Raw genomic sequence first — 21,094 nt, 5'->3', positions numbered from 1 at the left:
AGGTTTTGGTCATGAATTATTAATATTAAAATGGAGGTATGGAAAATGAAAGAGTACACACTTGAAGAACTTGCAGAACATAATGGTAAAAATGGTAAGATGTACATTGCCTATCAGGGTCAGGTCTATGATGTCTCAGACAGTTATTTATGGGAGGGTGGTACTCACCAGGGACTTCATGATGCAGGAAAAGACCTTACTGAAGAAATGGACGAGGCCCCTCACGGACCTGAAATATTTAAGGATTATCCTGTTATCGGAACTTTGAAAGAATAAAATGGTTTGGATTGCGAAATACAGCTTGATAGGAAATATTTATTGAGGTCGTTTTCTCAAGTTTTATCTTTAAAACACTCTTTTTTATTCTTTATCAAATTGTAGAAAAACCGTTAAAGAATAAACGGTTAGACTTCCAACTTGAAAAAGCAAAAGACAACAGACATCGTTATGATCTAACCATATGAAATAATTTGTATGAAAATACTCAGTAATATTTTTCTCAAATAATTTTTCATGGCTGCATTAAGTATAATTGATATAAACTCGTTCTTTTCTCCCATGTTAATAGGACTCACCGGTACTCCGGGGACTGGAAAAACCTCAGTAAGTAAGTTTCTTGAAAGAAAAAGGCACTGGAAAATAATCCACCTTAACGAAATGATCAAAGAAGAGCATCTTTACACCGAGATCGATGTGGAGAGAGATGCGGTTATTGCGGATATGGAACTTGTCAGGAAGCGCCTTGAAGAAATTATTGGTGGAAAGGAAAATGAGGTAATAGTTCTTGAGAGTCATCTTGCCCATTACATCGCGGACATTGTGATTGTACTCAGAGTATGCCCTCCTGAATTGGAAAGAAGGCTGAAAGCACGCGGCTATTCGGAAGAGAAAATAAGAGAAAATATTGAGGCTGAAGCTCTCGATGTTATCTTGGTTGAAGCCTTTGAATGGTGTGAGAAAGTCTTTGAAATAAATACGACAGGGAAAAGCATTGAAGAAACAGGACAGGATATAGAAAAAATAGTAGATCATATTTTAAACGGCAATGAAGAAGAACTGTCCGAGTATAAACCGGGATCAATTGATTGGATTGATTTGGTTCCTTAATTATTCTTAACTTAATTGTTTTTGAATTAAGAACAGAAGGAAATTGGTAAGGGATGTGGGGATTAGATCCCCGGAAGATTAACACTTCCTTTTCCCTTAAACTACTTAGTTACAACAGTCAGGACAATCGCCTGAAGGATATTTTTAGCATCTGACTTTTATCGTAACGGTTGCACAATCGGTTTTTCCATCCTTACCTTTTGTACAATATCTAAAACTGTCAGTGCAAGATTTACTGCATTTTGCTGGCTTTGTGTAGCAGAATTTACCGTTACTCTGCATACAGACCTTGCCGCCCAGTTTGGTAGTAAAACATCCTGTAGATGTAACTTTAAGGTTGCATCCTTTGTCATTACTCAGCACATTATAGCAACAGGATTTAGATTTACAATTACATGTAAATACATCGTTCCTTGCATCTGTTCTACACTTGTTCTTGCTGCATGCGGTGTCAAATGCAGCAGCAGCTCCTGTCATTGACATGACAAAGAAGACTAGCGTAAAAATACATATTGTCTTGAATATACTTCTTTGCATTATATATCCTCCATAGTATTCACTCAACCATAAAATTTTCAAAGCTATTGGTTTAAAATCCAATTCTTACAGGTAATGAAAATATGCTCTTCCGGATTAAACCCCCCGATTTATCAGGAAGATATATTTTCATATGATTGAGTGATCTTTCTACGATATTTCTTAACAAACAGTTTAATATTCAACTTTTTGTTCTGATATTTCATGTACTTTTAACTTTTCTAAAAACAGGTACTTGTCAATGTGTTTAGTTATAGTACTGATTGCAGTAATTAACCTAGTATGTTAAATAAAGGTTAAATGTTAAAGTGTATTTTCACAAAACACAGAGAATTAAGGTCCCAAATTTTATGAAAAAGTTTCAAGAGTACACAAATAGGAATAGGATCTTCTTTTATTAAAAACTTTCTCTATTATGTGAACCAGTTTAAACATTTCTCAAACTATTTGAACATTTTTAGTCCTTTCTCATGCTATAACTAGTATTTGATTCTAAATATCTTCAGTGTACTGCAAATAAACACAAACGATTCAGTTTATTTATCGGCAGCGTGCCTATTTTTCTGTAAATTGTTAACTTCAAAATGTCACCGTGGAAAATTGATCTTTCATATGAAATTTTTTTATCCAAGGAAGCTCAATTTTCCACAAGATACACAAGAAACTTGACTTCAAATTTACAGCAAATTGTAACACTGTCAACAAGGAATGAATAGGAAACAGAAAGAGCCCTCTTTATTATCAAATTACAAAAATGTCATAACGAAGAATTGCTGTCGCTGGCGGACACATTCCTGAGACGAGTTACTCCATCTATTTCTTTGATAACTTCAACAACTGACTTTGGAACAAGGTGCTCCCATTTTTCCCCTGCAATCATTCGTCTCCGAATTTCAGTCCCTGAGTATCTCTCCCGGATATAAAGAGGAGATTCTTTTACACAAAATCCGGCTTCTCTAAAGAGCTGAATAACCAGTGGATTATTCGAGTACACCACTTCAAAATTAGGTGTCCGAGACGCGACATGGTGAACCCAGATTGAGTTGTACCTGACGTCTTCAATGGGAAGAACATAGTGTCGAATAGGGAGATTTTCAAGTGCGTTGTATAGCATCAGCACTCTTTCCCCTGCCGTAAACGGATCAGTGGGTTCGTGACTTTTCTGGGCACTTCCTACTCCTACAACCAGTTCGTCGACTTCTTCCGCAATCTGCTTAATTATGGCATGATGCCCGAAATGATACGGTTGAAAACGTCCAATATAAAAAGCTCGCACCATCCCGGGTCCCATCCTCTGATTGTACCTTATATTCTCAATATTATGAATTCAGACCGTTTCGTTACGGATTCCGGTCTCAAAGCTAAACTCTTTACAGACTTCCTTAAAGTGTTCAGCATTATTTTTACGCTTCATATCAATAAGCTTTCCGACAAGTTCAAGGCCAGGTTTGGGATCTTCCATGATCTCCATTTCTTCGCGAACCATCTCAAAATATTCCTCTCCGATCTCGGTCCTTATAAAGACTGAGTTCCATCCTTCTGGAGCACCAACAGAGCCTACAGAAATATCGGCAAAGACCGAAGTGTAGTCACAGCAGTGATGGCAGGGGTTGCGGGCGTATTTGGCTACATCTTTAATAGGCACGGAGTGAACCTCACCGTCATTAGTGTAGACCCAGAATTTACCTTTGGTGAATTCCATCTTCCTGACATCTTCTATCTTGACTTTCATAATCTCCGGGATTATTTTCTCAAGCATTACATCATGATGGAAACTTTCCATACAGAGTAATCCGATAATTAGAACGATTTTTTCGCTTACATTCTCTCGAATCAGCCGTGCAGAATGAGCTTGGCAGGGGACCCCAACAACTGCAATTCGATCGTATTTTTGTAAGGCTTCTCTGAGGGCTGCTACAACCGGGTCAGAAGTGTACTTGGTTCCTCTTGTTCTCTCTACGTCCTCAGCACTTGTCAATAGAACTACTTCAGATTCCCATTTTTCGTTTCGAATAACTCCTATGGCACAATCGATTTTTCCCTGTTTAAAAAGAGATTTAAGGATTCCACTGGTAACTCCTCCATCCTGGCTGCCGATATTATCTTTGGACCTGGCAGCAAAAAACTTGCGCACATTTGCAAGTTCATTCTCGATGAAGCCGTCTACCACTGGGCAGATTCTGCTGCAGGTTAAACAACCTTCACAGACTAAATATCCAGCCCCTTTCTCATACAGGCTCAGATCGTTTGGGTCACGAATTTCTGCCGCCTTCTTTACAGTTACAGCCCTTATCGGACATACGGCCTCGCATGCTCCGCAAGCTGCGCATATGTCATGCTCAATGACTTCTGCAATTTTTGGTGGCAATCAGTTCCCTCCAATACCTCAATTTACTTGCCTTACGGCAAGATATTCAATATAAAATATTTAAAAATATAAGAAGATGTAATAAAATTACATCTTTGCAATGATTTCTTTACCTATAAGTTTTATTGCTTTTTCTTTGTCAGGACCGATCGGAGATCCGGCAACAATTTGGGTAACTCCGATTGCCTCGAGGTCTTTGATCCTCTTTATACAGTCTTCGGGAGTTCCGCAGATAGAAAATGCTTCGATCATCTGAGGTGTAACAAGTCCGCCCATTAAAGCCCCGAAGTCTCCCTTGGCAATGGCTGCACCTATCTGGCTCTTTGCTTCCACCGGAATTCCATGGCGCTCGAGAACAAGGTCAGGGGAGCCTGCTACAATGAAAGCAACCACTACTTTTGCTGCATTGACTGCCTTTACGGGGTCCTTATCAATTGAGAAACAAGCGTATGCTGCAACATCAACTTCGCTCGGATCACGGCCGGCTTTTTCGGCTCCTTTCTTAATCTGTTCGACAGCAACTTCGAAGTCCTTTGGATGGGAAGCATTAATAAGGACACCATCTGCGATCTCACCGGCAAGTTCGAGCATCTTGGGACCTTGTGCACCCATGTAAATTGGGACATTTCCAGCTTTGAAGGCAAGCTTGGCACCAGCGAACTTAATCATTTCTCCGTCCATGGAAACCTTCTTACCTGAGATGAAATCTCTAATTGCATGGATTGCTTCTTTGGTGGTTGCAAGAGGCTTTTCCCATGCGATGCCCATAGCATCGAAGGTTGCTTTGTCTCCGGGTCCAAGACCGAGAACTGCCCTGCCGCCTGAGATTTCGGCAATTGAGGCAATACTGGATGCAGTAATTGCGGGGTTTCTGGTGTAGGAGTTTGTAACACCGGAACCGATCTTGATACTGTTAGTGTTTAGGGCGAGAACGGTAAGAGTGGAATACACATCACGGTTGTTGTAGTGGTCAGTGATCCAGACATAGTCGAATCCCTGTTGTTCTGAGAGCTTTGCGTAATATGCGATCTTTAAGGCAGGATCGCTCGGCACAAATTCGATTCCGAATTTCATCTCAAATTACTCCTAATTACTGTCTATTGGTAAATGGGTCCGTTTTTGTCCCCAAAGTACTTCATTTAAATAATAATTAATATCCATTATAATGGATATTAATTATGATCCTTTACTGAATTCACATAACAGTATTTAAGAGTCTATATATATTTAACTGTATTAAACTAATTGTATATAATTCTCTTGATAACATTTTCCTGTCCATTTTTCCTTGTATTTTTCATTATTTTCAAGCCTGAACCACTTAACAAAGATCAACTCCTAAATATTTTCTCCAAAAACTGGCATTGACAACCTTAATTTCAAGTTATACCGTTTTTAACCATTTGAAAGAGAAGGAGTTTTTTAAGAAAATGATTCTTTTGAATCTGGCAAAAGGTTTATATTGGAAAAAAGCATGCCGTGATGACTTGTTGAACGGTCTAGTTTTATTATAAGAAAATTGAAAGAAAGCGTTAAAGAGAAGCTGTTTCTTCCTTTGCGCATAATTCAAAATACAAGCAGTCAAGTCGATACTTTATTTGATTATTTGATTATTTGATTATTTTCTCCTCGCTTCAGTGCTGACTCCTGTCAGTAGTTTAACATATATATACTGCCAGAATCGGACCATACTATAACGTTTCCGGCTATAACCGGGGTTTGTGCGGTATTTCCAGAGGTCAACTGTTTGCTCTCTCCGGTATCTATATCATATACGTATAGATCACCTAAATCCATATTTGCAAGGTCGTTGTGTTTCAAATACACAACTTTGTTGCCACTTATGTCAGCCGGACCACCAGTATCATAACCAGTCTTATCATCGCCTGATGTAATTTCGGTCTGTTTCCCGGTAGTAATGTCGTACATACGGATATTACCCAGCCTAGTGTAGAAATCCGACCATATTACTTTGTCGCGATAAATATGTGAAAACATGTTGTCGCCATACTGGCTAACATCGATTGCTTCCTTAGTGTTAATATCATATACGTAAATCTGCGGGGTATCTTCAGCAGAATAAGAATCATAAGAGACCCTGTTAGCATAAATGTCTGGATTGTTTCCAGCTGCTATTTTCGTCTGCGTGGATGTAGATATGTCGCGTACGTAAATGTAAGAATCTGCACTCCAGACTATCCTACTTCCGTAAATAGCAGGAACGCTGCTGTTGTCTACGTCTTTTGTAATGTGAGACCTAGTTCCGGTTTTTATATCATACACAGTAAGCCTGGGGGCTTCACTGCTATCGTCATGCCAAACTAACTTGTTGTCTGAAATCGCTGGATGAGATGCTGAGGAAGAGTTAACTGTAGTTTCTTTTTTGGTTGTAAGGTCATAAACGTGAATAACACCATTATTTGTCCAAGCTACTTTACCATCATCGATAGCAGGCTCAGACCCATTTCCAATTTTTGTATATTTTTCGGCTGAAGCCACTGTTGATATCAGAATCAAAAACATGAGAACTAATGATATCGAAAATAATCTGCTTTTCATTTTACCCCACCATATGCAATTAACAAAGCCTGAGTCTTTTCTGATTTTATTATAACAACACAAATTCATATGACTTTGATTTATATGTAACAATCTAGTTTACTTATTGATTTATAGCGTTATTTTTTATATAATTAAAAGTGCTCCCCAATATATAGTTATAGAAGTAAAATGTATTCTAATTTTAATTGCATATCAATGTTCATTGAGAATTTGGCAAACTAAACTTTTTGTATCTATTTTCATGAGAATTTCCTTCATATCGCTTGCGATAAATAATTTAAAGTCTTGCTGTTTCTGGGTTTCTGGTAAGGAAGATCTAAAAATAAAATTATGTCAATATTATTAGATAAAGTTAGTAACAAGAGAGAAAAATGGCTAAAAGAGAGGAAAGTTAATAACTGAGAATTAATTGTCCAGACTCAGCTCTCCCACACATGCTGAGAAATCTCCTTATGATTTAACAATATCTTTCTAAATCTTTAGAGGTTCTCTAATGAATTGGTCATAAAATATTTATTAAATGTTTTGTATTATAATATCCTTAAAACCAAGGCATCTCAATAATTAACTATTTTTTGCTTTGCTTCCTACCTGTATTCATTCAAATTTTGCCAAATTATTTTGACTAATTAACTCTGGATAATTCTCCATAATTTATTCATAAGTTACACAACTTGATATAAAGAATTAATTTGTAATATTTTTATTTTATCTTATTTGTATATATTTTAATGTTCGAAGTTCAGTTAAGTAGCAAGGCAAAAATCCCAATATGGTCTCCAAGGTTTTTGAGATCCTATGCGCTATGTCTTCCAAACTCGTTTTTATTAAAGCATTAATATTATGACCATATTTCTATTTTTATTCCAGTGCATTTTTAAAATAGATACGTATATATTTAAATTATCACTCTCTTTTAAATTAGATACTGATTATTTAATCGTAATTATAACAATATATACAAAATCACGAGCAAAATTTAACTCCTTTATCACTTTAAGCTCTTAAATAATAACACACTACGTAAATTTATTTAATAAAGTACCCAAAATATTTTATAATAGGACCACTTAACCAGAAGTGTCAACTCAAGAATTCAACAATGATGAATGAAATCTTTTAAAAAAAGAGAGTTGATCTGGCTAAGGGCCGTAATTAATGGAAAGTATTGACCAGAAGGCTGCTATCCTGTGGTCAATAGCAAGTTTTGATTTATAGAAGCCAAAACTTCTAGTTTCCGGCTCCCTCCAGTGACTAATCCCTATAGTGATTGGAGAGTGGAGACTCTGTGTGCAACGTGTCCGCCCCACTAAATCGCAGAGAACCGAATTGGATAGGTTCGAAAAATATTACGCAGACGTAATGGAATCTTAAATACCCGTACAGAGCCGACCTGATCAGGGAATTCTATTGAAGAATTCTAAAATCCCTACCTGATTAGATTAGTTCGGAAAAGTAAGTATTACGAGCACGTAATATGGAATTTTGAGAATTATTTGGGAAAGAGTACTACTGTATACGTTTTGATTTCACTTATATCCCTATAAAAATCCAACCCAAAGGTGATACGATGCTAAAAAGACAACTAGGAACCCTATTCCTGGTAACATGCCTTATTTTAACAACTGTACCGGCTGCCTTAGGCGCTTCGAGTACACAGGTGGTAACTGTTGCCGGAGACGGAAGTGGAGACTTCAATTGTGATGGAAAAGCTGATGACGTCCAGATCAACCAGGCGCTTGAATCTGCTGCACGGAACCCTGGCACAACTGTTCACCTTAAAGGCCCATTCACATATGATATAACCGATTCTCTTCGGATTGGTAGCAACACCATCCTTGAAGGAGATTCAGGTACAAAGATTAAGCTCGCCAAAGGACTACCAGTCTGGGGTGGGCGTGAAAGCAGTATTGCAGAAAAGAAAGCTATGCTCATGGTTCGAGGCAGTTCTGCAAACGATGTTACAATCAGAGATATAACTGTTGATGGTAGCCAGTCCGATTATTATTCTAGCGTCAGGCTCGGAACTTCCTGCTATAACATGGCAACTATAATAAACTGCAACGGATTAACAATTGAGAATGTTACATTCCAGAATGGATGTAATGATGCCATGCTTATCTCAAAATCCAGCAACGTATTGATAGATTCCGTAACTGTAAACAAATGCGGGCATGATGGTATATATGCCTATCATGTAAATGGTATTACAGTTAAAAATTGTAAATTTATTAACCGAACTAATTCGTCTGTTCGGTTCGACTCCGTTACCGACGGAGTAATGAAGAACAATGAATGTACAACATCTGGTGGCGGATACGCAGGTTTAGAATTGCAGGGATCTCTTAAAAATATAGAAGCTTCCGGCAACTATTTCCATGACCTACCTGCCCCTGCAGTAGTACGCTTAAACACAAAAGAAACCAACGTAAATATCCACAATAACAGAATTGAAAATTGTGGATAAGAAGTTTTATTTATTGGAAAACTCTCAGTTCGTTAACTGGGATTTAACCAATTTATTTTCTATGTCTTTGGATCAGAAGTTAAAAATTAGCTATTTTACGTGAATTTCTAGGTTTACATAATTATAAAGATTTCTGGCTTTTTACATTACCATTAACAGTATTTCTTGTAATGCTCCTTTTTCGAACCATGCATTGTGTCTAAACAACGTATTTTATGAAACTGCATAATACTTATTTTCATTTTCTGATGTGTATCGCGTTTTATAGCCAATATTTCAGGAAATACCAAGTCGGCCAGTTTTCGGAATTTATAATACGTCAGCTTTATGAATATATAGATTAACTTCTCGGTGAAAGAGCCTTCAACATACCTTGATTGACATGGCAATTTACACAAAGAATAGATCTATTCTTGAGACTTAGATTATCTACTTCTTTTCCCTAGTGTTCACATAAGCTTAAAGTATAAATAGTAAAAATTAAAAGATTAAGTATAAATTTATTCAGGGATAAAATTATTTGCCCGAAAAACGTACCAGTATAAAGACATATTTGCATATAATTAATTTTTACTTATAATTCGGAGGGGGACATGCAAGAAACCGAAGCCAAACCGATACGGATTCTCGGAATATCCGGAAGTCCCAGGAATATGGCAACTGATTTTCTGGTCCGGGAAGCGTTGAAGATTGCAGAGGAGAAATATGGCGCAGAAACCGATTACTTTTCGTCCAAAGGGAAAAAGCTGAACTTTTGCATCCACTGTGACTTCTGTATAAGGACAAAGGAAGGCTGCATTCACAAAGATGATATTTCAGCCGAGCTCTATGACAAAATGATCTGGGCAGATGCCTGGATTATTGGAACTCCGGTTTATCAGGGAACATTGAGTGCTCAAACCAAAACAATAATGGACAGATGCAGAGCCGTAGTTGCCAAAGACCCAAAGGTTTTTTTGAATAAAGTCGGAATGGGCATTGCGGATGGAGGAGACAGGATTGGAGGACAGGAACTGGCAATTCAGGCTATCCTCAACTTTTATGTAATCAACGAAATGATACCTGTGGGAGGAGGCTCTTTCGGAGCCAACCTGGGAGGGACATTCTGGTCGAAAGACAAAGGGACAGAAGGAGTTTCAGAAGATTCCGAAGGCATGAGAAGTCTTAGAAGGACACTAAAGAAGCTTGTCCAAACAACTCAAATTATAAAAAAAGCTACTCCAGAAATAAAATCCGAACTACAACCCTCTGAAACGCCAAAAGAGGAAGGCAAATAACATAAACTTTGGAAGGACGAATTTTCAGGACTCAGTTTAATCAGAAGAGAAATAAATCCATGATTTGACAGAACTTTTAAGGGGGAATAATTTTGGTAGAACCATTAAATAAGAATATAAAGCGAATAGCATGGGGAATAACAGGTTCTGGAGACCAGATGATTGAGACCTATAGCATTCTGGTAGACATTAAGAGCCGAACAAATGTTGAAGCAATGGTTTTTCTCTCCAAAGAGGGCGAGACTGTAATGAAGTGGTATCACCTCTGGGATAAAATCCAGAAAGATTTTCCTAATTTCAAGGTGGATGCAGGCCCTAACTCTCCATTTATTGCAGGCCCGCTACAGATGGGATACTACGATTTCCTATTGATAGCCCCGGCAACTGCCAATACCGTAGCAAAAATCGTATACGGGATTGCAGATACCCTTGTTACAAACGCAGTCTCTCAGACTGCAAAAGGAGAAACACCTATTTTTATCCTGCCTGTAGACCAGAAAAGAGGGAGCGTAAAAACCTCTGCACCTAGCGGTAGAGCTTTTGAACTTAGTATGCGCGAAGTAGATGTTACAAACTCAGAAAAACTTGCACAGATGGAAAATATCACTGTGCTTGCAAGTCCCTACGAGATTTATGATATATTCGGGCTTGAGCGACCTTCTGAAGATATAATCCTTAAGGTGAAAGAACGAAAGAAAAAGAAAATTAAAGAAGAAATCGGGAAACTCTAAAGATGGTGTATTTGAAGATATAAGAAATCAGAGGGGGTAAAGTTGTGAAAAGTGCATATCAAAATGTAATAGAGGAAGTAGAAAATCTTAAAGGAATTGAAGAAGCCGTAGCTTTAGCAATCGAGAGAGAGAAAGAAGCGAGGGACTTCTACCTGAGTAAAGCCGCTTTAATGGACCGGCCGAAATTTAAGGAACTCTATGAGTACTTGGCAAATGAAGAAGTAAAGCATCTTAGCTACCTTGAAGAATACCGGAATAAGAAACATTTACCCGTAATAAGTACGGAAATTCCAAGTGGTCAGTCCTTCACCCCTGAGTTTGATATAGGTCGCATAAAAGGTGGAGAGATCACACTTGGGGATGCTGGCATCCTTGTTGCAGCCCTGAGACACGAGAGAAAAAGCGAGGATTTCTATTCTGAGGTCGCAAAAAGGGTTGAAGACGATAGCCTGAGAAATTTCTTCGAAATGCTGGCTGGCTATGAAAGGGGCCATTATGAGTTAATTGATGGCTTCCTGGAGGATATTACCAGGTTCCGGATGCAGACCTAAAATCTAGAAGAATTACGGGTAATATGGAAGCATAATCTGCCGAAGAGCTTTGAGGCTTATAGATCGTGACCTTTGAGGGGTAGAGGAAAAAGTGCTTGTGACAATGATACCATGTAGGGAGCACAGAAATAAATGTAAAAGAGATTGCTGAAGCCTGTCTGGGCTGTCTGCATGGAGATAGAACTGCTGAATCTTCGGGAAAGCCTTAGGAAGTCATATCATAAAAGAGATGCTTTATGTAGCAGGTTCATCCACTTTTAATAATACGCTCTTTCCAACAAACGGCTACTTCCTGGAATACGGACTGCAGGTAAAAAACACAGACCATATGAAAAGAACTGATGATATACAGAAAGCTAGGAGAGTAGCTTGCAGCCGCCACAAAAAGCATTAATAACTATTTTATCCAAGCTCTCCTTTTAATATTTTCTTCTTTTTAATATTCTCTATTTTTTTGAAAATCTCGGTAAAGGTTTTCAGCCTTGATAGTCATATAGACTGGAATTTTTACTGGATTTCCTGCAAAAAATACTTTCACCCTGCTAGGCTGAGATTAATAAGTACTGAAGTAGTTTTTGGGAATAGAGGTGAATACAATGGAGGAAATATTCAAAGGATTGATTGAGCGTGCCCAGTATTATGAGCAGTTTGAAAGTTACAGAAACATAAATTACTCAGAGTACTTTGGAGATGTGCCTGCACTTAAATTAAAGACTCCAGCAATGAGTCTATAAAATAGGATTTGTTGACTGACATCTGAAAGTAGATCGATTAACATTAGAAAAAGCTGCGAATTAAAAAGTTGCAAAATCTATAAAGAACTGGAGCGTTGAGAAGTAAGTTTCAAGAACAGGTAACTGAGATGTAAATCTCAAGAACAAAGGTTTTATGAAAAATCAAAAAAATTAGTTATGTTGAAAAATAATTACAGAGATCCACAGAAATTAAAGGCGGAGAGAAACTCACTTTTCAACCGGTTCCATTTCAGCCTGTAAGTTCTATTCCAACTCCATTAGGTAAACTTCAAGGTTGATATTTAAAACTATTTTTTGAAATATTTGCTTCTTCAGTGACAAATATTTATAACTATGAGAGATAAATATCATATGGATTTGGGGGAATCAACATGGACAAGTTTTTTGAAGATATTATCGAAAGAGCCCATTACTATGAGCATTTTGAACTTTTTAGAGAATATAAGCAAACATTCCAGAGAAATCAGGTAGGGAAAAGAAAGTTTGGAAGAAAGGAATAATTTTTAGGTAAGTACGAAAAACAACTTAAAAGCTAAAAATTAAAAATAGGAACTGAAAGGCAAAAATAAACCGGAAGGACTTCTTGAAACCGGAAAGTTGCCCTTCTAACTCTTTTTGATATCCGCTCTAATTATTATTTACTGCCTTTCTTGGCCTTTATTCTGAAGTATATTATTCTCTAACAAGTATCACTCTTGCCGGTGCTCCATCCGTATCTATACGAAGAGGCAGACCTATGAATGTATATTCTCCTTCGTGGATACCGGTAAGATTGAGTCCTAGAAACAAAGTTGTATTATTTATAAGTAGTTCACGGACCTCATCGTCCCCTTCAGGTTTTTTAACGCTCAAGTAGTCAAATCCCAGGGTTTTAATTCCGGCATTGACGAGGTATTCAGCTGCATCCATTTTAAGGTGCACGTAATTCTCAAGGAACTTCACGTAACCAAGTGCCGAGTTCCTAGTCTTGAGAAGTACTATCCCTTCAGGCCCTATTTCAAACTCTTCAAGGTCCTGCCTGTGAATTTCACTTTCTACCAGCGTGAGATCAAAAACCCTGCACTTTCCATAAAAGTGATCAAGAGGCAGGTCAGCAACTCCTTCTTTTCCATCCCGAAGGTGCAATCTGGATTCTACATGAGTGCCTGTATGACTTCCCAAAGTCAGAATAGACTCGTTTACCTTATCCTTCGGGACAGAGGCATACCTCTGAATAGAAGGCTCCGGCTTTCCCGGAGATACAACCATTTCTTCTGTAATAGGTAATGAGACATCAAAAAATTGGCGCAGAATGAAACCCCCCATTCATTAGCGATAAATTAGAGTTTAAGTGCAGTCATTTTTGATAAAAATGTAACTGCGCTTATTATAGAAAGGGGATTAAAACGTTAAAAACTCTCCTCTGGCAGGAAGCCGATCAAATTTTTTCGGTTGAGCTTCTTTACTAGATTGAACTGCATTAGTTCTTTTATATACTATTTCTCACATATTCTGCAACCGCGTTTCCGACTTCCATTGTGCTGGCCGTTCCTCCCAAGTCAGGAGTGATAATTCTCTTTTGAATTACGTGGGCTATTGCCTCATCGATAATTTGAGCTCGAGTTTCTCCCATCCATTCCAGCAGCATCTTTACACAGAGGATTGCAGCAAGCGGATTTGCAATGCCCTTTCCGGCAATATCGGGCGCGCTACCATGTACAGGCTCGAAGAAGGCATATTTATTTCCTATATTTGCACTCGGGACAAGACCGAGACTTCCTACAAGCGCTGCACACATATCACTCAAAATGTCTCCAAAGAGGTTCGTCGTAACTACGATATCATACCTTTCAGGGTGCATCATAAGGTTATAAGCCATCGAATCAACTAACATATCCCCATATTCTACACCGTTAGTGCTAGCGGTTTGACTGCAAACATCGAGGAAAAGCTTGTCTGATTTCAGGACATTGGATTTATGGACAATGGTCAGCTTATTTTTCCTTTTCTTTGCGAGCTTACAGGCATATTCTGCAATCCTCTCGGAGCCTTTCCGGGTGACGACTCTCTTCGTCCAGGAGAGGTCGGGTCCTATTTCCTCAATCCCAGAATACAACCCTTCGGTGTTTTCCCTGACAATAATAAAATCGAAATTATTTTTCCCGGTGATTCCGGTTATGCCGGGAAGGGGTTTAACAGGCCTGATATTGGCATACAGATCAAGTTCCTTTCGGATAGTCAGGAGCACGCTTTTGTAATTAGGGTCAGGCACTGTGGTGATTGCCCCAAAAAGAACTGCATCACACTCTTTTATGATTTCCAAATCATCATTTGATATTGAAGTCCCTGTCCTTTCCCACCGTGTATAGCCAAGCTCCAGGGGCACTTTCTCAAACTCAAGCCCAAAAGCATCAAGAACTTTGACAGCTGCAGGGATTACCTCCCTGCCTATCCCATCACCTTCGATTACAGCCAGTTTCATATTAACTGCATCTATAGTTTAGGTATATGAATCTGGCGTAACTTTTGAGGTTTTTTAGGGGCCTCTCAGATCCAGAGCAGGTGTTCGGCGAGAATTTTCCCGCCTATCCCTATAAGGATCAGCCCTCCGATAATCTCGACTTCGTGCTCAAAGAAGTGGCCTATTCTGTACCCCAGGATTGCTCCGCAGAACGACATGAAAAAGGTCACACAGCCTATTATAATCGCAGGTTCAATTATAGGCGTGTTGAGAAAGGCAAAGCTAATTCCCACGGCAAGGGCGTCTATACTTGTAGCGATTGCGAGCACCAGAAGCACCGAATAATTGAGGGAATTTACCTTTCCATCAGGGTCTCCGTAAAGAGCCTCATAAACCATTTTGCCTCCGATAAAGGCCAGAAGCCCAAAAGCAATCCAGGGAGCATAGTTTGATACAAAGCCGCTTACTGCGCTCCCCCCAAGCCAGCCCAGCACAGGCATTAAAGCTTGAAATCCTCCAAAAAAGGAAGCTAGTTTTAGGGCATCCTTGAGCCTGAAAGGCCTTATTGTGGTACTGCTGGACATGGAAACTGCAAATGCATCCATTGAAAGCCCGATTCCTAAAAGGAAATTAGTCAGGAAGGACATTAAGTGATTACTCCAATTTCGTTTTATAATGAAATTTTTCGGGATAATTAGAAATCTTTAGCACATGAGGACATATGAAAATAGAAACCCTCAAAATGTCTATATACCATGGTTATTCCTCTTTTGATGATCCAATAAATCTGCAATCAGATTTAAAACTATGTCTTCGTTATGGTTACTGACAAAAAATAATATGGGGGAGATCAGGAGCAGCCAGACCTCGCCAAACTGCAGGCAGACTAAGTTCAAAAAGTCTGCATAAAGTCTGCATAAAAAGACTAGAACGGACAGTGTTTAAATTTAATCGTGGCGTGGATAATTTCACTCTGCTTATATCTTGATTCTGCTCATACCTTAATTTCAGATTTTTCTTCAACCATTATTTTTGTTTTATTACCCGATATCCCTGCTATCTCTTTCCTATATACAGTGTACTTACCGGTGCCATCATAAGAAATAGCGTATTTATACTGACTTCCATTAAAAAACTTAAAGCCTTTTCTGTAAAATGCCGGATATTCTACAACACGCAGTGGATCAAGCGAATAGCGCTGGTATATATTGTCATCTGCGAAAGTTTTAACCCAATCAGGTACCAGGTTCACCTGTTGATATTTCTCCTGAATATTACGTCCGATAACTGTATTATAAGCAAGCGAAGCCCGCACTGCAACCATTATAAACACGAACTTCAGCAAGATAACCCCCGCAAAGAATCCAACAAGCCATGCAAGCATGAGCAAAAGCATAACATTAACCCCCCAGACTTAATTTTATTTTGTACTCCGCTACCTGCCTCCGATTTCATGAAGTCACTTAAATCTTTGACGTTCCCCTCAATCCCCTTAATTCACGAGTGTCGCTTGCAGGTCAATCATTTAAGACTATGTCTTTACGAGATAATAAGATTTTCTAATTTTAGAAAAAATCAACTTTTAATACAAAAAAGTATGTATATATAGAAAAATTTTTTACAATTTAGTCATAGAGATCTAATACTCAAAGTTACTCAGATTCTCTCACAGAAGATGGTTCCTGACAAATATTCAGTGAATATTCTCTGTTCGCATTGAAGCGAACGTTTTGCGGCAAAAAACTTAAAAGCTTACCATTATTACCTGACCTCTATGAGTGACTCTATCCTAGATGTTTATCATCAACAGTTGATGGAAATAGGAAGATAGAAACAGGCAGCATCACTGCTCAAAAGGTACTATATAAGCAGGACATTTTGCACAGGACAATTTTAAATTATCAGTTTACCTGTGCAAATTTCCCTTAAGTAAATTTAATAGTTTTGTAATTGGATTTTTATTAATACTCTTATACCTTCGTTTGGCTGTTTAGTTCCTCTGAACTCTGCCTAAGCTTGCTTACGAGTTTTCGGATAGCTTCAGCAACCTGGTACTCCGATGCTCCCCAGTGGACTACAGCTCCTTCAAAACCCGAAATTTTTACAAGTCCAGAATTCTCAGACCTGCAGCAGCGAGTAATAAACGATTTCGAGGGCACAACTATTTCGGACTTGAAAGGACAGATATTTACAAAGGAATACTCAAGTTCAGGAAAACGCATTTCAAAAAGAGTCTTTGAAATCTCGCATCCTACCAATAAGTGTCCATTTTCTGTGAGTACATCTGAATCCAGGCATTTGCCTTCCAGTCCCGACGCACTGCATGGGAAAACAGTATTTTTTCCTTCGAAACGCCTGAGGTCAATTATCTTTTCAGTAAACTTGATTTGTAGATCCCCGAAAACTCCACTAGCTTCAAGCCTTCTAACAACGAGGGAAAGCCAGGAAGGATAAGGAGGAGCAACGTCAAGTATTTCTAGATCAAGAATGCTTGAAAGATCAGGATCATGAACAAAAGTAACGTGCTTGTCCATACCCGTAAAAATTACTGTGTTCACTTTGCCGGTACAGAGTTTTTCTGAAGTCTCGATCAGGAGTGTGCGATCTTTTATATTCAGTTCCCTGTCATATTTTACAACCTCTTCTCCTGAGGCTATCATTTCTAGAGATTCAACTTTCCTGAGCAGTTCCTCTCCGCTTTTCTTCACGTGATATACTGCATATTCGCAGCTGCCTGTCTGAGGATTTTCCCTTTCTGTAATCAGGTAGTCAGTCAGGAAATAGATCGGCTCCTCAGTGTTCGGGCAGAAGGATTTTGTTACGCCCACATTCTTATATTCATTAGGAAATATCATAGGTATCGGTTTCTTTGGATCAAATTATTTACTTTGCTCGCTCTGAATTTTTTTCCTGTGAGCTACAAGCCCACCGTCAGCAAGTATCTGGAGCAGGAAATCCGGCAGTTTATTTCCTCGGAGCGTGCCTTTCCCTGAAACTGTAACCTCGCCTTTTAGCAGGTCAACCCTGACCTCGTCGCCTTCTTGGCACTCGATATCAGCTTCTATAAGAGGCAACCCCACATTGATCGCATTTCTAAAAAAGATCCTTGCAAAAGATTTTGCGACAACGCAGGCTACACCTGCATGTTTTAAAGCGAGGGGAGCCTGTTCTCTTGAGGAGCCACAGCCAAAATTGCTACCTGCTACAATAATATCTCCTGGTTTTACCTTTTTTGCAAACTCGGGGTCAATGCCTTCCATTGCATGAGCTGCAAAAACCTGCATATCCTTTGTCCGCAGGTATTTTCCGGGAATGATTACATCTGTATCGACATCGTCTCCGAATTTCCAGACTCTACCTATGATAGGTTTTTCCATTGCACTTCACCTGCGAAATAGGTTTTTTTAATAGTATTTCTAGATAGCGGGAAAATGAAGTAAAAATTTCTCCAGATCCGGCTTAAAAACAACGTTGAAAATGTAGAATCGATAAAATAAAGGCAAAAAAGAATTAGAAATAGAGGTGCAGGAGAGTGGTAATAGCACACTCCGTACTGTTTTATACCTTTATTTCTTCTCCTTTTAACACTGCTTCTTCATTTACTCTCACTTCTTTTGTCGTATCGCCATAACTCAGCACATAGGGGCCTGAGGGTGCAGTATCGAACTGTGTCTCGCCTTTAATTGGTCCCTCAGTCGAATAAGGCAATGTAAATTCGTACCTTCCCTGAGAATCTGCAGTCGTTGACTGCGAGTACTCAAAGGTTCTTCCCTGATTCGTAAGAATTGTCGTGCTTATTTTAACAGTCTCATTTGGGGAAGCCGTTCCTGTTATTCTTGCACCTTTGACGTACTCGAAGATCTTGACATAACCCGTATCCACTTCAGGGAGCTTGCCTCCATAGAAGTAATTGTAGACCTGTTTATATCCGACTTCGTCAGTTTGGCTGGCTCCTGTTTCGTGAACCATCCTGTACTGCTTCAAGCCGTTTGCATCAAAAATATGGAGTTTTGCTTCCATGGAATCAAAATATCGGGTTGAAGGTATGGTCTGATATTGGTTACCTACCCTGTAAGCCTGATAGTACCCTTCAGTATCAAGAGTCCAGGCAGGCATTGCCCCGAATATCTCTGTAGCCATTCTAGCATCAGACATTATGTAACGTGCACCCATCTTGTCAGGCCTTGGATCTATAGCTTTGAGTACGGCAGTTGCTTCTTTTTCGGATGAGGCTGTGAAGAAGGTTGCAGCACCTGGCCGGTTTTCTTCATCAATGCTTACGCTGCGACCTCCTACTCCTGCCTGGAACGGGTTCGCATTTGGCATCCTGTGCCCTATTGTCTCTATGTAGTGTCCATAGTCCCACCAGGACATAACCCCATATGCCGTATCAGGATACTGGAACATCTCTCCGTTTTTCGGGGCTTCATAAATGGCATTGTAGTTCATTCCGGGATCAGGGGTGTTTGAGTGAAGCCACTCTGTGCCTTCCATCCACCATTCATTAGGATCATTTGAGCCAGTTGTATATAGCATTGCAGATCCATACGCTGGATAAATGAGAAATACGACTATAACCAGGACTGCAAGAACCTGCTCTACTTTGATGAATTTAAAAGCCTTCGGGATATCTGCAGGCGATTTTACATTACTTTTGAACTTCTGGTCAAGTTCATTCCATTTTGCTTTTTCAAGTAAAAGTCCTCCGAGATATGCACTCAGGATTGAAACGTTTACTGAATAGTAGTATGCAAATCTGTTCTGGCCGTAAATTGCAAGGAGAATAAAGAAACTCCATACAAGAACTAGTAATTCCTGGGGTTTTTGTCTTCTGAATATATTTACAGCAAGGATAATCATCCCTAGCAGAGAAGCAAGAAACCCTGTCATTGTGAAATTTCCAAAAGCTCTTGTCAGGGTAAAGACGCCACCCTGGTAGAATATGGAAGTAACTTCGCCAATTGTGGAAGGCCCTCCCCGTTGAGTCCCAAAAACCGTGCTTGGTGCATGTATAATCAAGGAATAAAGGGATGGAGATACAATTTTAGCAATTATAAGTCCTAGAATTCCAGCTCCAAAGATTATTAGAGGGTAATAATAGGTTTTTATTTGTTTTCTTTTGAATTCTCTTTCAATTAAACTTAAAGCCACAAAGCCTGCCATTGCTCCAATAGCGGTGACTACATGGAACCAGGAATAATAATACAGAGAAAATCCCATATCCGGGTGGACAAAGGGAAGGATAAGTATAGTACTTACTAAACAGGTGACTATGCCTGTAAACCCCAGATAATCGCTGGACTCGTTCTGGAAGGTGTCTAATATATACTGGAATACTGCGTACACAAGAGCTATTAATAAGAAAAGTGATCCTCCTGGCCATGACAGCTGGTAAGCTGAATACATTACTCCAGCCAAAACCGAGTATACAAGAGGTTCTTTGAAGACAGTGAATTTCTTATTAAGCACATCTTCAAAACTCAGCTTTTTCTTCTTTGCCGAAATTAAAGCCAGCATGAAAAACATCATGAAGAAAGTACTGAATAACGATTCAGCAACATGATGGTCTGTCCAGCCAATCACTGATCTGGCTAAAAACTGCCCTGGAGCAAATGCTATCAGGATCGCAGCCAGAATTCCTGTTTTATGCCCTCCAAGGTATTTTCCTATGTAGTAAACTGGAATGACTGTAAGAGCTCCTAAAATTGCAGGGAAATATGCTCCTATAGTATTAACCAGTTGAGGGCTTGGATTTCCCATTCCCAGAATCAGGGAGGTAATTGCCATCATTTGATCGAACAATGGGCCAAAGTGTATGTAACTCCCGTTAGGATAATTGGTCATGGGATTGAAAAACATCCTGTGGGGGTAATTTTCAAGCAGGACGTTTAAAGTACGCATGTGGTACCAGGCGTCGTTTGTAGCGAACTTTACAAACCCATTGGGTAAGAATACTGTGTTTGAAGGAAGTGTTCTAACCCATAGAGATACAAAACCGATTATCGCAACCGCCAGAGTATAAGGCAAGCTGGATTTCATTTTCTTTTTGAATGATGATACAGGATGATCCTGAGAACTCATAATAATCCCCTTTAAGAGGTAAATTTTTGCGATTAAATATATAATTTATGGAAGAAGAAAATCATGTAGATACTATTATTGTCTGATGTAGGCAATTCAGTATGATTATTTATAATCTTATCTCATTCCTGTTCAGAAACTTCATACAGCTTTCATAATGACCGACAGGACAGTCTTCAAGGAATTCCCATCGAAATTTTGCTTCTCCTTCCAGGAGA

General features: G+C 39.0%; 20 protein-coding genes. 8 read left to right on the top strand and 12 right to left on the bottom strand.

All coding sequences use genetic code 11. The features are described from left to right. Positions 1 to 45: 45 nt before the first annotated feature. Together BP549_RS08460 and BP549_RS08455 are read left to right on the top strand one after the other, a co-directional pair. Positions 46 to 276, top strand: coding sequence for a cytochrome b5 domain-containing protein (locus tag BP549_RS08460; RefSeq protein ID WP_292371714.1), 231 nt, complete (start codon positions 46 to 48; stop codon positions 274 to 276). Between the two features lie 282 nt (positions 277 to 558). Then, positions 559 to 1,107: an adenylate kinase family protein gene (locus BP549_RS08455; RefSeq protein ID WP_292379787.1), complete on the top strand. Its 549-nt coding sequence runs from the start codon at positions 559 to 561 to the stop codon at positions 1,105 to 1,107. 144 nt (positions 1,108 to 1,251) lie between these two features. On the opposite strand, the gene BP549_RS08450 is transcribed toward BP549_RS08455, so the two are convergent. The 5 genes from BP549_RS08450 to BP549_RS08430 form a co-directional block, all read right to left on the bottom strand. After that, positions 1,252 to 1,644 carry a hypothetical protein gene (locus BP549_RS08450; RefSeq protein WP_292379785.1) on the bottom strand — a complete coding sequence of 131 codons (393 nt, stop codon included), beginning with the start codon at positions 1,642 to 1,644 and terminating at the stop codon, positions 1,252 to 1,254. Positions 1,645 to 2,401: 757 nt separating this feature from the next. After that, complete coding sequence (locus BP549_RS08445; RefSeq protein ID WP_292371707.1) at positions 2,402 to 2,923, bottom strand: nicotinamide-nucleotide adenylyltransferase; 522 nt, start codon at positions 2,921 to 2,923, stop codon at positions 2,402 to 2,404. 48 nt (positions 2,924 to 2,971) lie between these two features. Further along, complete coding sequence (gene fpoF / locus BP549_RS08440) at positions 2,972 to 4,012, bottom strand: F420H2 dehydrogenase subunit FpoF (protein WP_292379784.1); 1,041 nt, start codon at positions 4,010 to 4,012, stop codon at positions 2,972 to 2,974. Between the two features lie 87 nt (positions 4,013 to 4,099). Next, positions 4,100 to 5,086: a 5,10-methylenetetrahydromethanopterin reductase gene (mer, locus tag BP549_RS08435; protein ID WP_292371703.1), complete on the bottom strand. Its 987-nt coding sequence runs from the start codon at positions 5,084 to 5,086 to the stop codon at positions 4,100 to 4,102. 576 nt (positions 5,087 to 5,662) lie between these two features. Continuing rightward, positions 5,663 to 6,571 carry a TolB family protein gene (locus tag BP549_RS08430; RefSeq protein ID WP_292379782.1) on the bottom strand — a complete coding sequence of 303 codons (909 nt, stop codon included), beginning with the start codon at positions 6,569 to 6,571 and terminating at the stop codon, positions 5,663 to 5,665. Between the two features lie 1,573 nt (positions 6,572 to 8,144). On the opposite strand from BP549_RS08430, the gene BP549_RS08425 reads away from it, so the two are divergent. The 6 genes from BP549_RS08425 to BP549_RS08400 all read left to right on the top strand — a co-directional run bounded on the left by BP549_RS08425 (position 8,145) and on the right by BP549_RS08400 (position 12,855). Beyond that, positions 8,145 to 9,041 carry a right-handed parallel beta-helix repeat-containing protein gene (locus BP549_RS08425; RefSeq protein ID WP_292379781.1) on the top strand — a complete coding sequence of 299 codons (897 nt, stop codon included), beginning with the start codon at positions 8,145 to 8,147 and terminating at the stop codon, positions 9,039 to 9,041. Positions 9,042 to 9,634: 593 nt separating this feature from the next. Next, the gene (locus BP549_RS08420) at positions 9,635 to 10,318 is read left to right on the top strand and encodes a flavodoxin family protein (protein WP_292379778.1); all 684 of its coding nucleotides are present in this window, start codon (positions 9,635 to 9,637) and stop codon (positions 10,316 to 10,318) included. Positions 10,319 to 10,410: 92 nt separating this feature from the next. Further along, entirely contained in the window at positions 10,411 to 11,049 is a 639-nt protein-coding gene (gene afpA, locus BP549_RS08415) for an archaeoflavoprotein AfpA (protein WP_292371695.1), read from the top strand. Positions 11,050 to 11,093: 44 nt separating this feature from the next. Beyond that, on the top strand, positions 11,094 to 11,600 hold the full coding sequence (locus tag BP549_RS08410; protein WP_292371693.1) for a ferritin-like domain-containing protein: 507 nt from the start codon (positions 11,094 to 11,096) through the stop codon (positions 11,598 to 11,600). A 596-nt stretch (positions 11,601 to 12,196) separates the two neighbouring features. Further along, positions 12,197 to 12,334: a hypothetical protein gene (locus BP549_RS08405; protein WP_292379776.1), complete on the top strand. Its 138-nt coding sequence runs from the start codon at positions 12,197 to 12,199 to the stop codon at positions 12,332 to 12,334. A 392-nt stretch (positions 12,335 to 12,726) separates the two neighbouring features. Beyond that, positions 12,727 to 12,855: a hypothetical protein gene (locus BP549_RS08400; protein WP_292379774.1), complete on the top strand. Its 129-nt coding sequence runs from the start codon at positions 12,727 to 12,729 to the stop codon at positions 12,853 to 12,855. 172 nt (positions 12,856 to 13,027) lie between these two features. Here BP549_RS08400 and BP549_RS08395 read toward each other — a convergent pair whose 3' ends face one another. From BP549_RS08395 to BP549_RS08365, 7 genes are all read right to left on the bottom strand, one after another. Further along, positions 13,028 to 13,660 (bottom strand): cyclase family protein, encoded by a 633-nt coding sequence (locus tag BP549_RS08395; protein WP_292379771.1) that lies wholly within the window; start codon positions 13,658 to 13,660, stop codon positions 13,028 to 13,030. A 163-nt stretch (positions 13,661 to 13,823) separates the two neighbouring features. Further along, on the bottom strand, positions 13,824 to 14,816 hold the full coding sequence (locus BP549_RS08390; RefSeq protein WP_292379769.1) for an isocitrate/isopropylmalate dehydrogenase family protein: 993 nt from the start codon (positions 14,814 to 14,816) through the stop codon (positions 13,824 to 13,826). A gap of 65 nt (positions 14,817 to 14,881) precedes the next feature. Continuing rightward, a complete protein-coding gene (locus BP549_RS08385; protein WP_292379767.1) occupies positions 14,882 to 15,442 on the bottom strand; it encodes a manganese efflux pump MntP family protein in 561 nt (186 codons plus the stop codon). Positions 15,443 to 15,789: 347 nt separating this feature from the next. Then, the gene (locus BP549_RS08380; RefSeq protein WP_292379765.1) at positions 15,790 to 16,191 is read right to left on the bottom strand and encodes a hypothetical protein; all 402 of its coding nucleotides are present in this window, start codon (positions 16,189 to 16,191) and stop codon (positions 15,790 to 15,792) included. Between the two features lie 574 nt (positions 16,192 to 16,765). Further along, positions 16,766 to 17,650: a DUF7714 family protein gene (locus BP549_RS08375; RefSeq protein WP_292379764.1), complete on the bottom strand. Its 885-nt coding sequence runs from the start codon at positions 17,648 to 17,650 to the stop codon at positions 16,766 to 16,768. A gap of 24 nt (positions 17,651 to 17,674) precedes the next feature. Then, positions 17,675 to 18,172: a homoaconitase small subunit gene (gene hacB, locus BP549_RS08370; RefSeq protein ID WP_292379761.1), complete on the bottom strand. Its 498-nt coding sequence runs from the start codon at positions 18,170 to 18,172 to the stop codon at positions 17,675 to 17,677. Positions 18,173 to 18,353: 181 nt separating this feature from the next. Beyond that, the gene (locus BP549_RS08365; protein WP_292371673.1) at positions 18,354 to 20,876 is read right to left on the bottom strand and encodes an oligosaccharyl transferase, archaeosortase A system-associated; all 2,523 of its coding nucleotides are present in this window, start codon (positions 20,874 to 20,876) and stop codon (positions 18,354 to 18,356) included. Positions 20,877 to 21,094 lie beyond the last annotated feature (218 nt).

The organism is Methanosarcina sp. UBA289, assembly GCA_002496565.1.
GTDB lineage: Archaea > Halobacteriota > Methanosarcinia > Methanosarcinales > Methanosarcinaceae > Methanosarcina.
The sequence above is the reverse complement of the archived record's forward strand: the minus strand, read 5'-3'. Positions and strand labels throughout refer to the sequence as shown.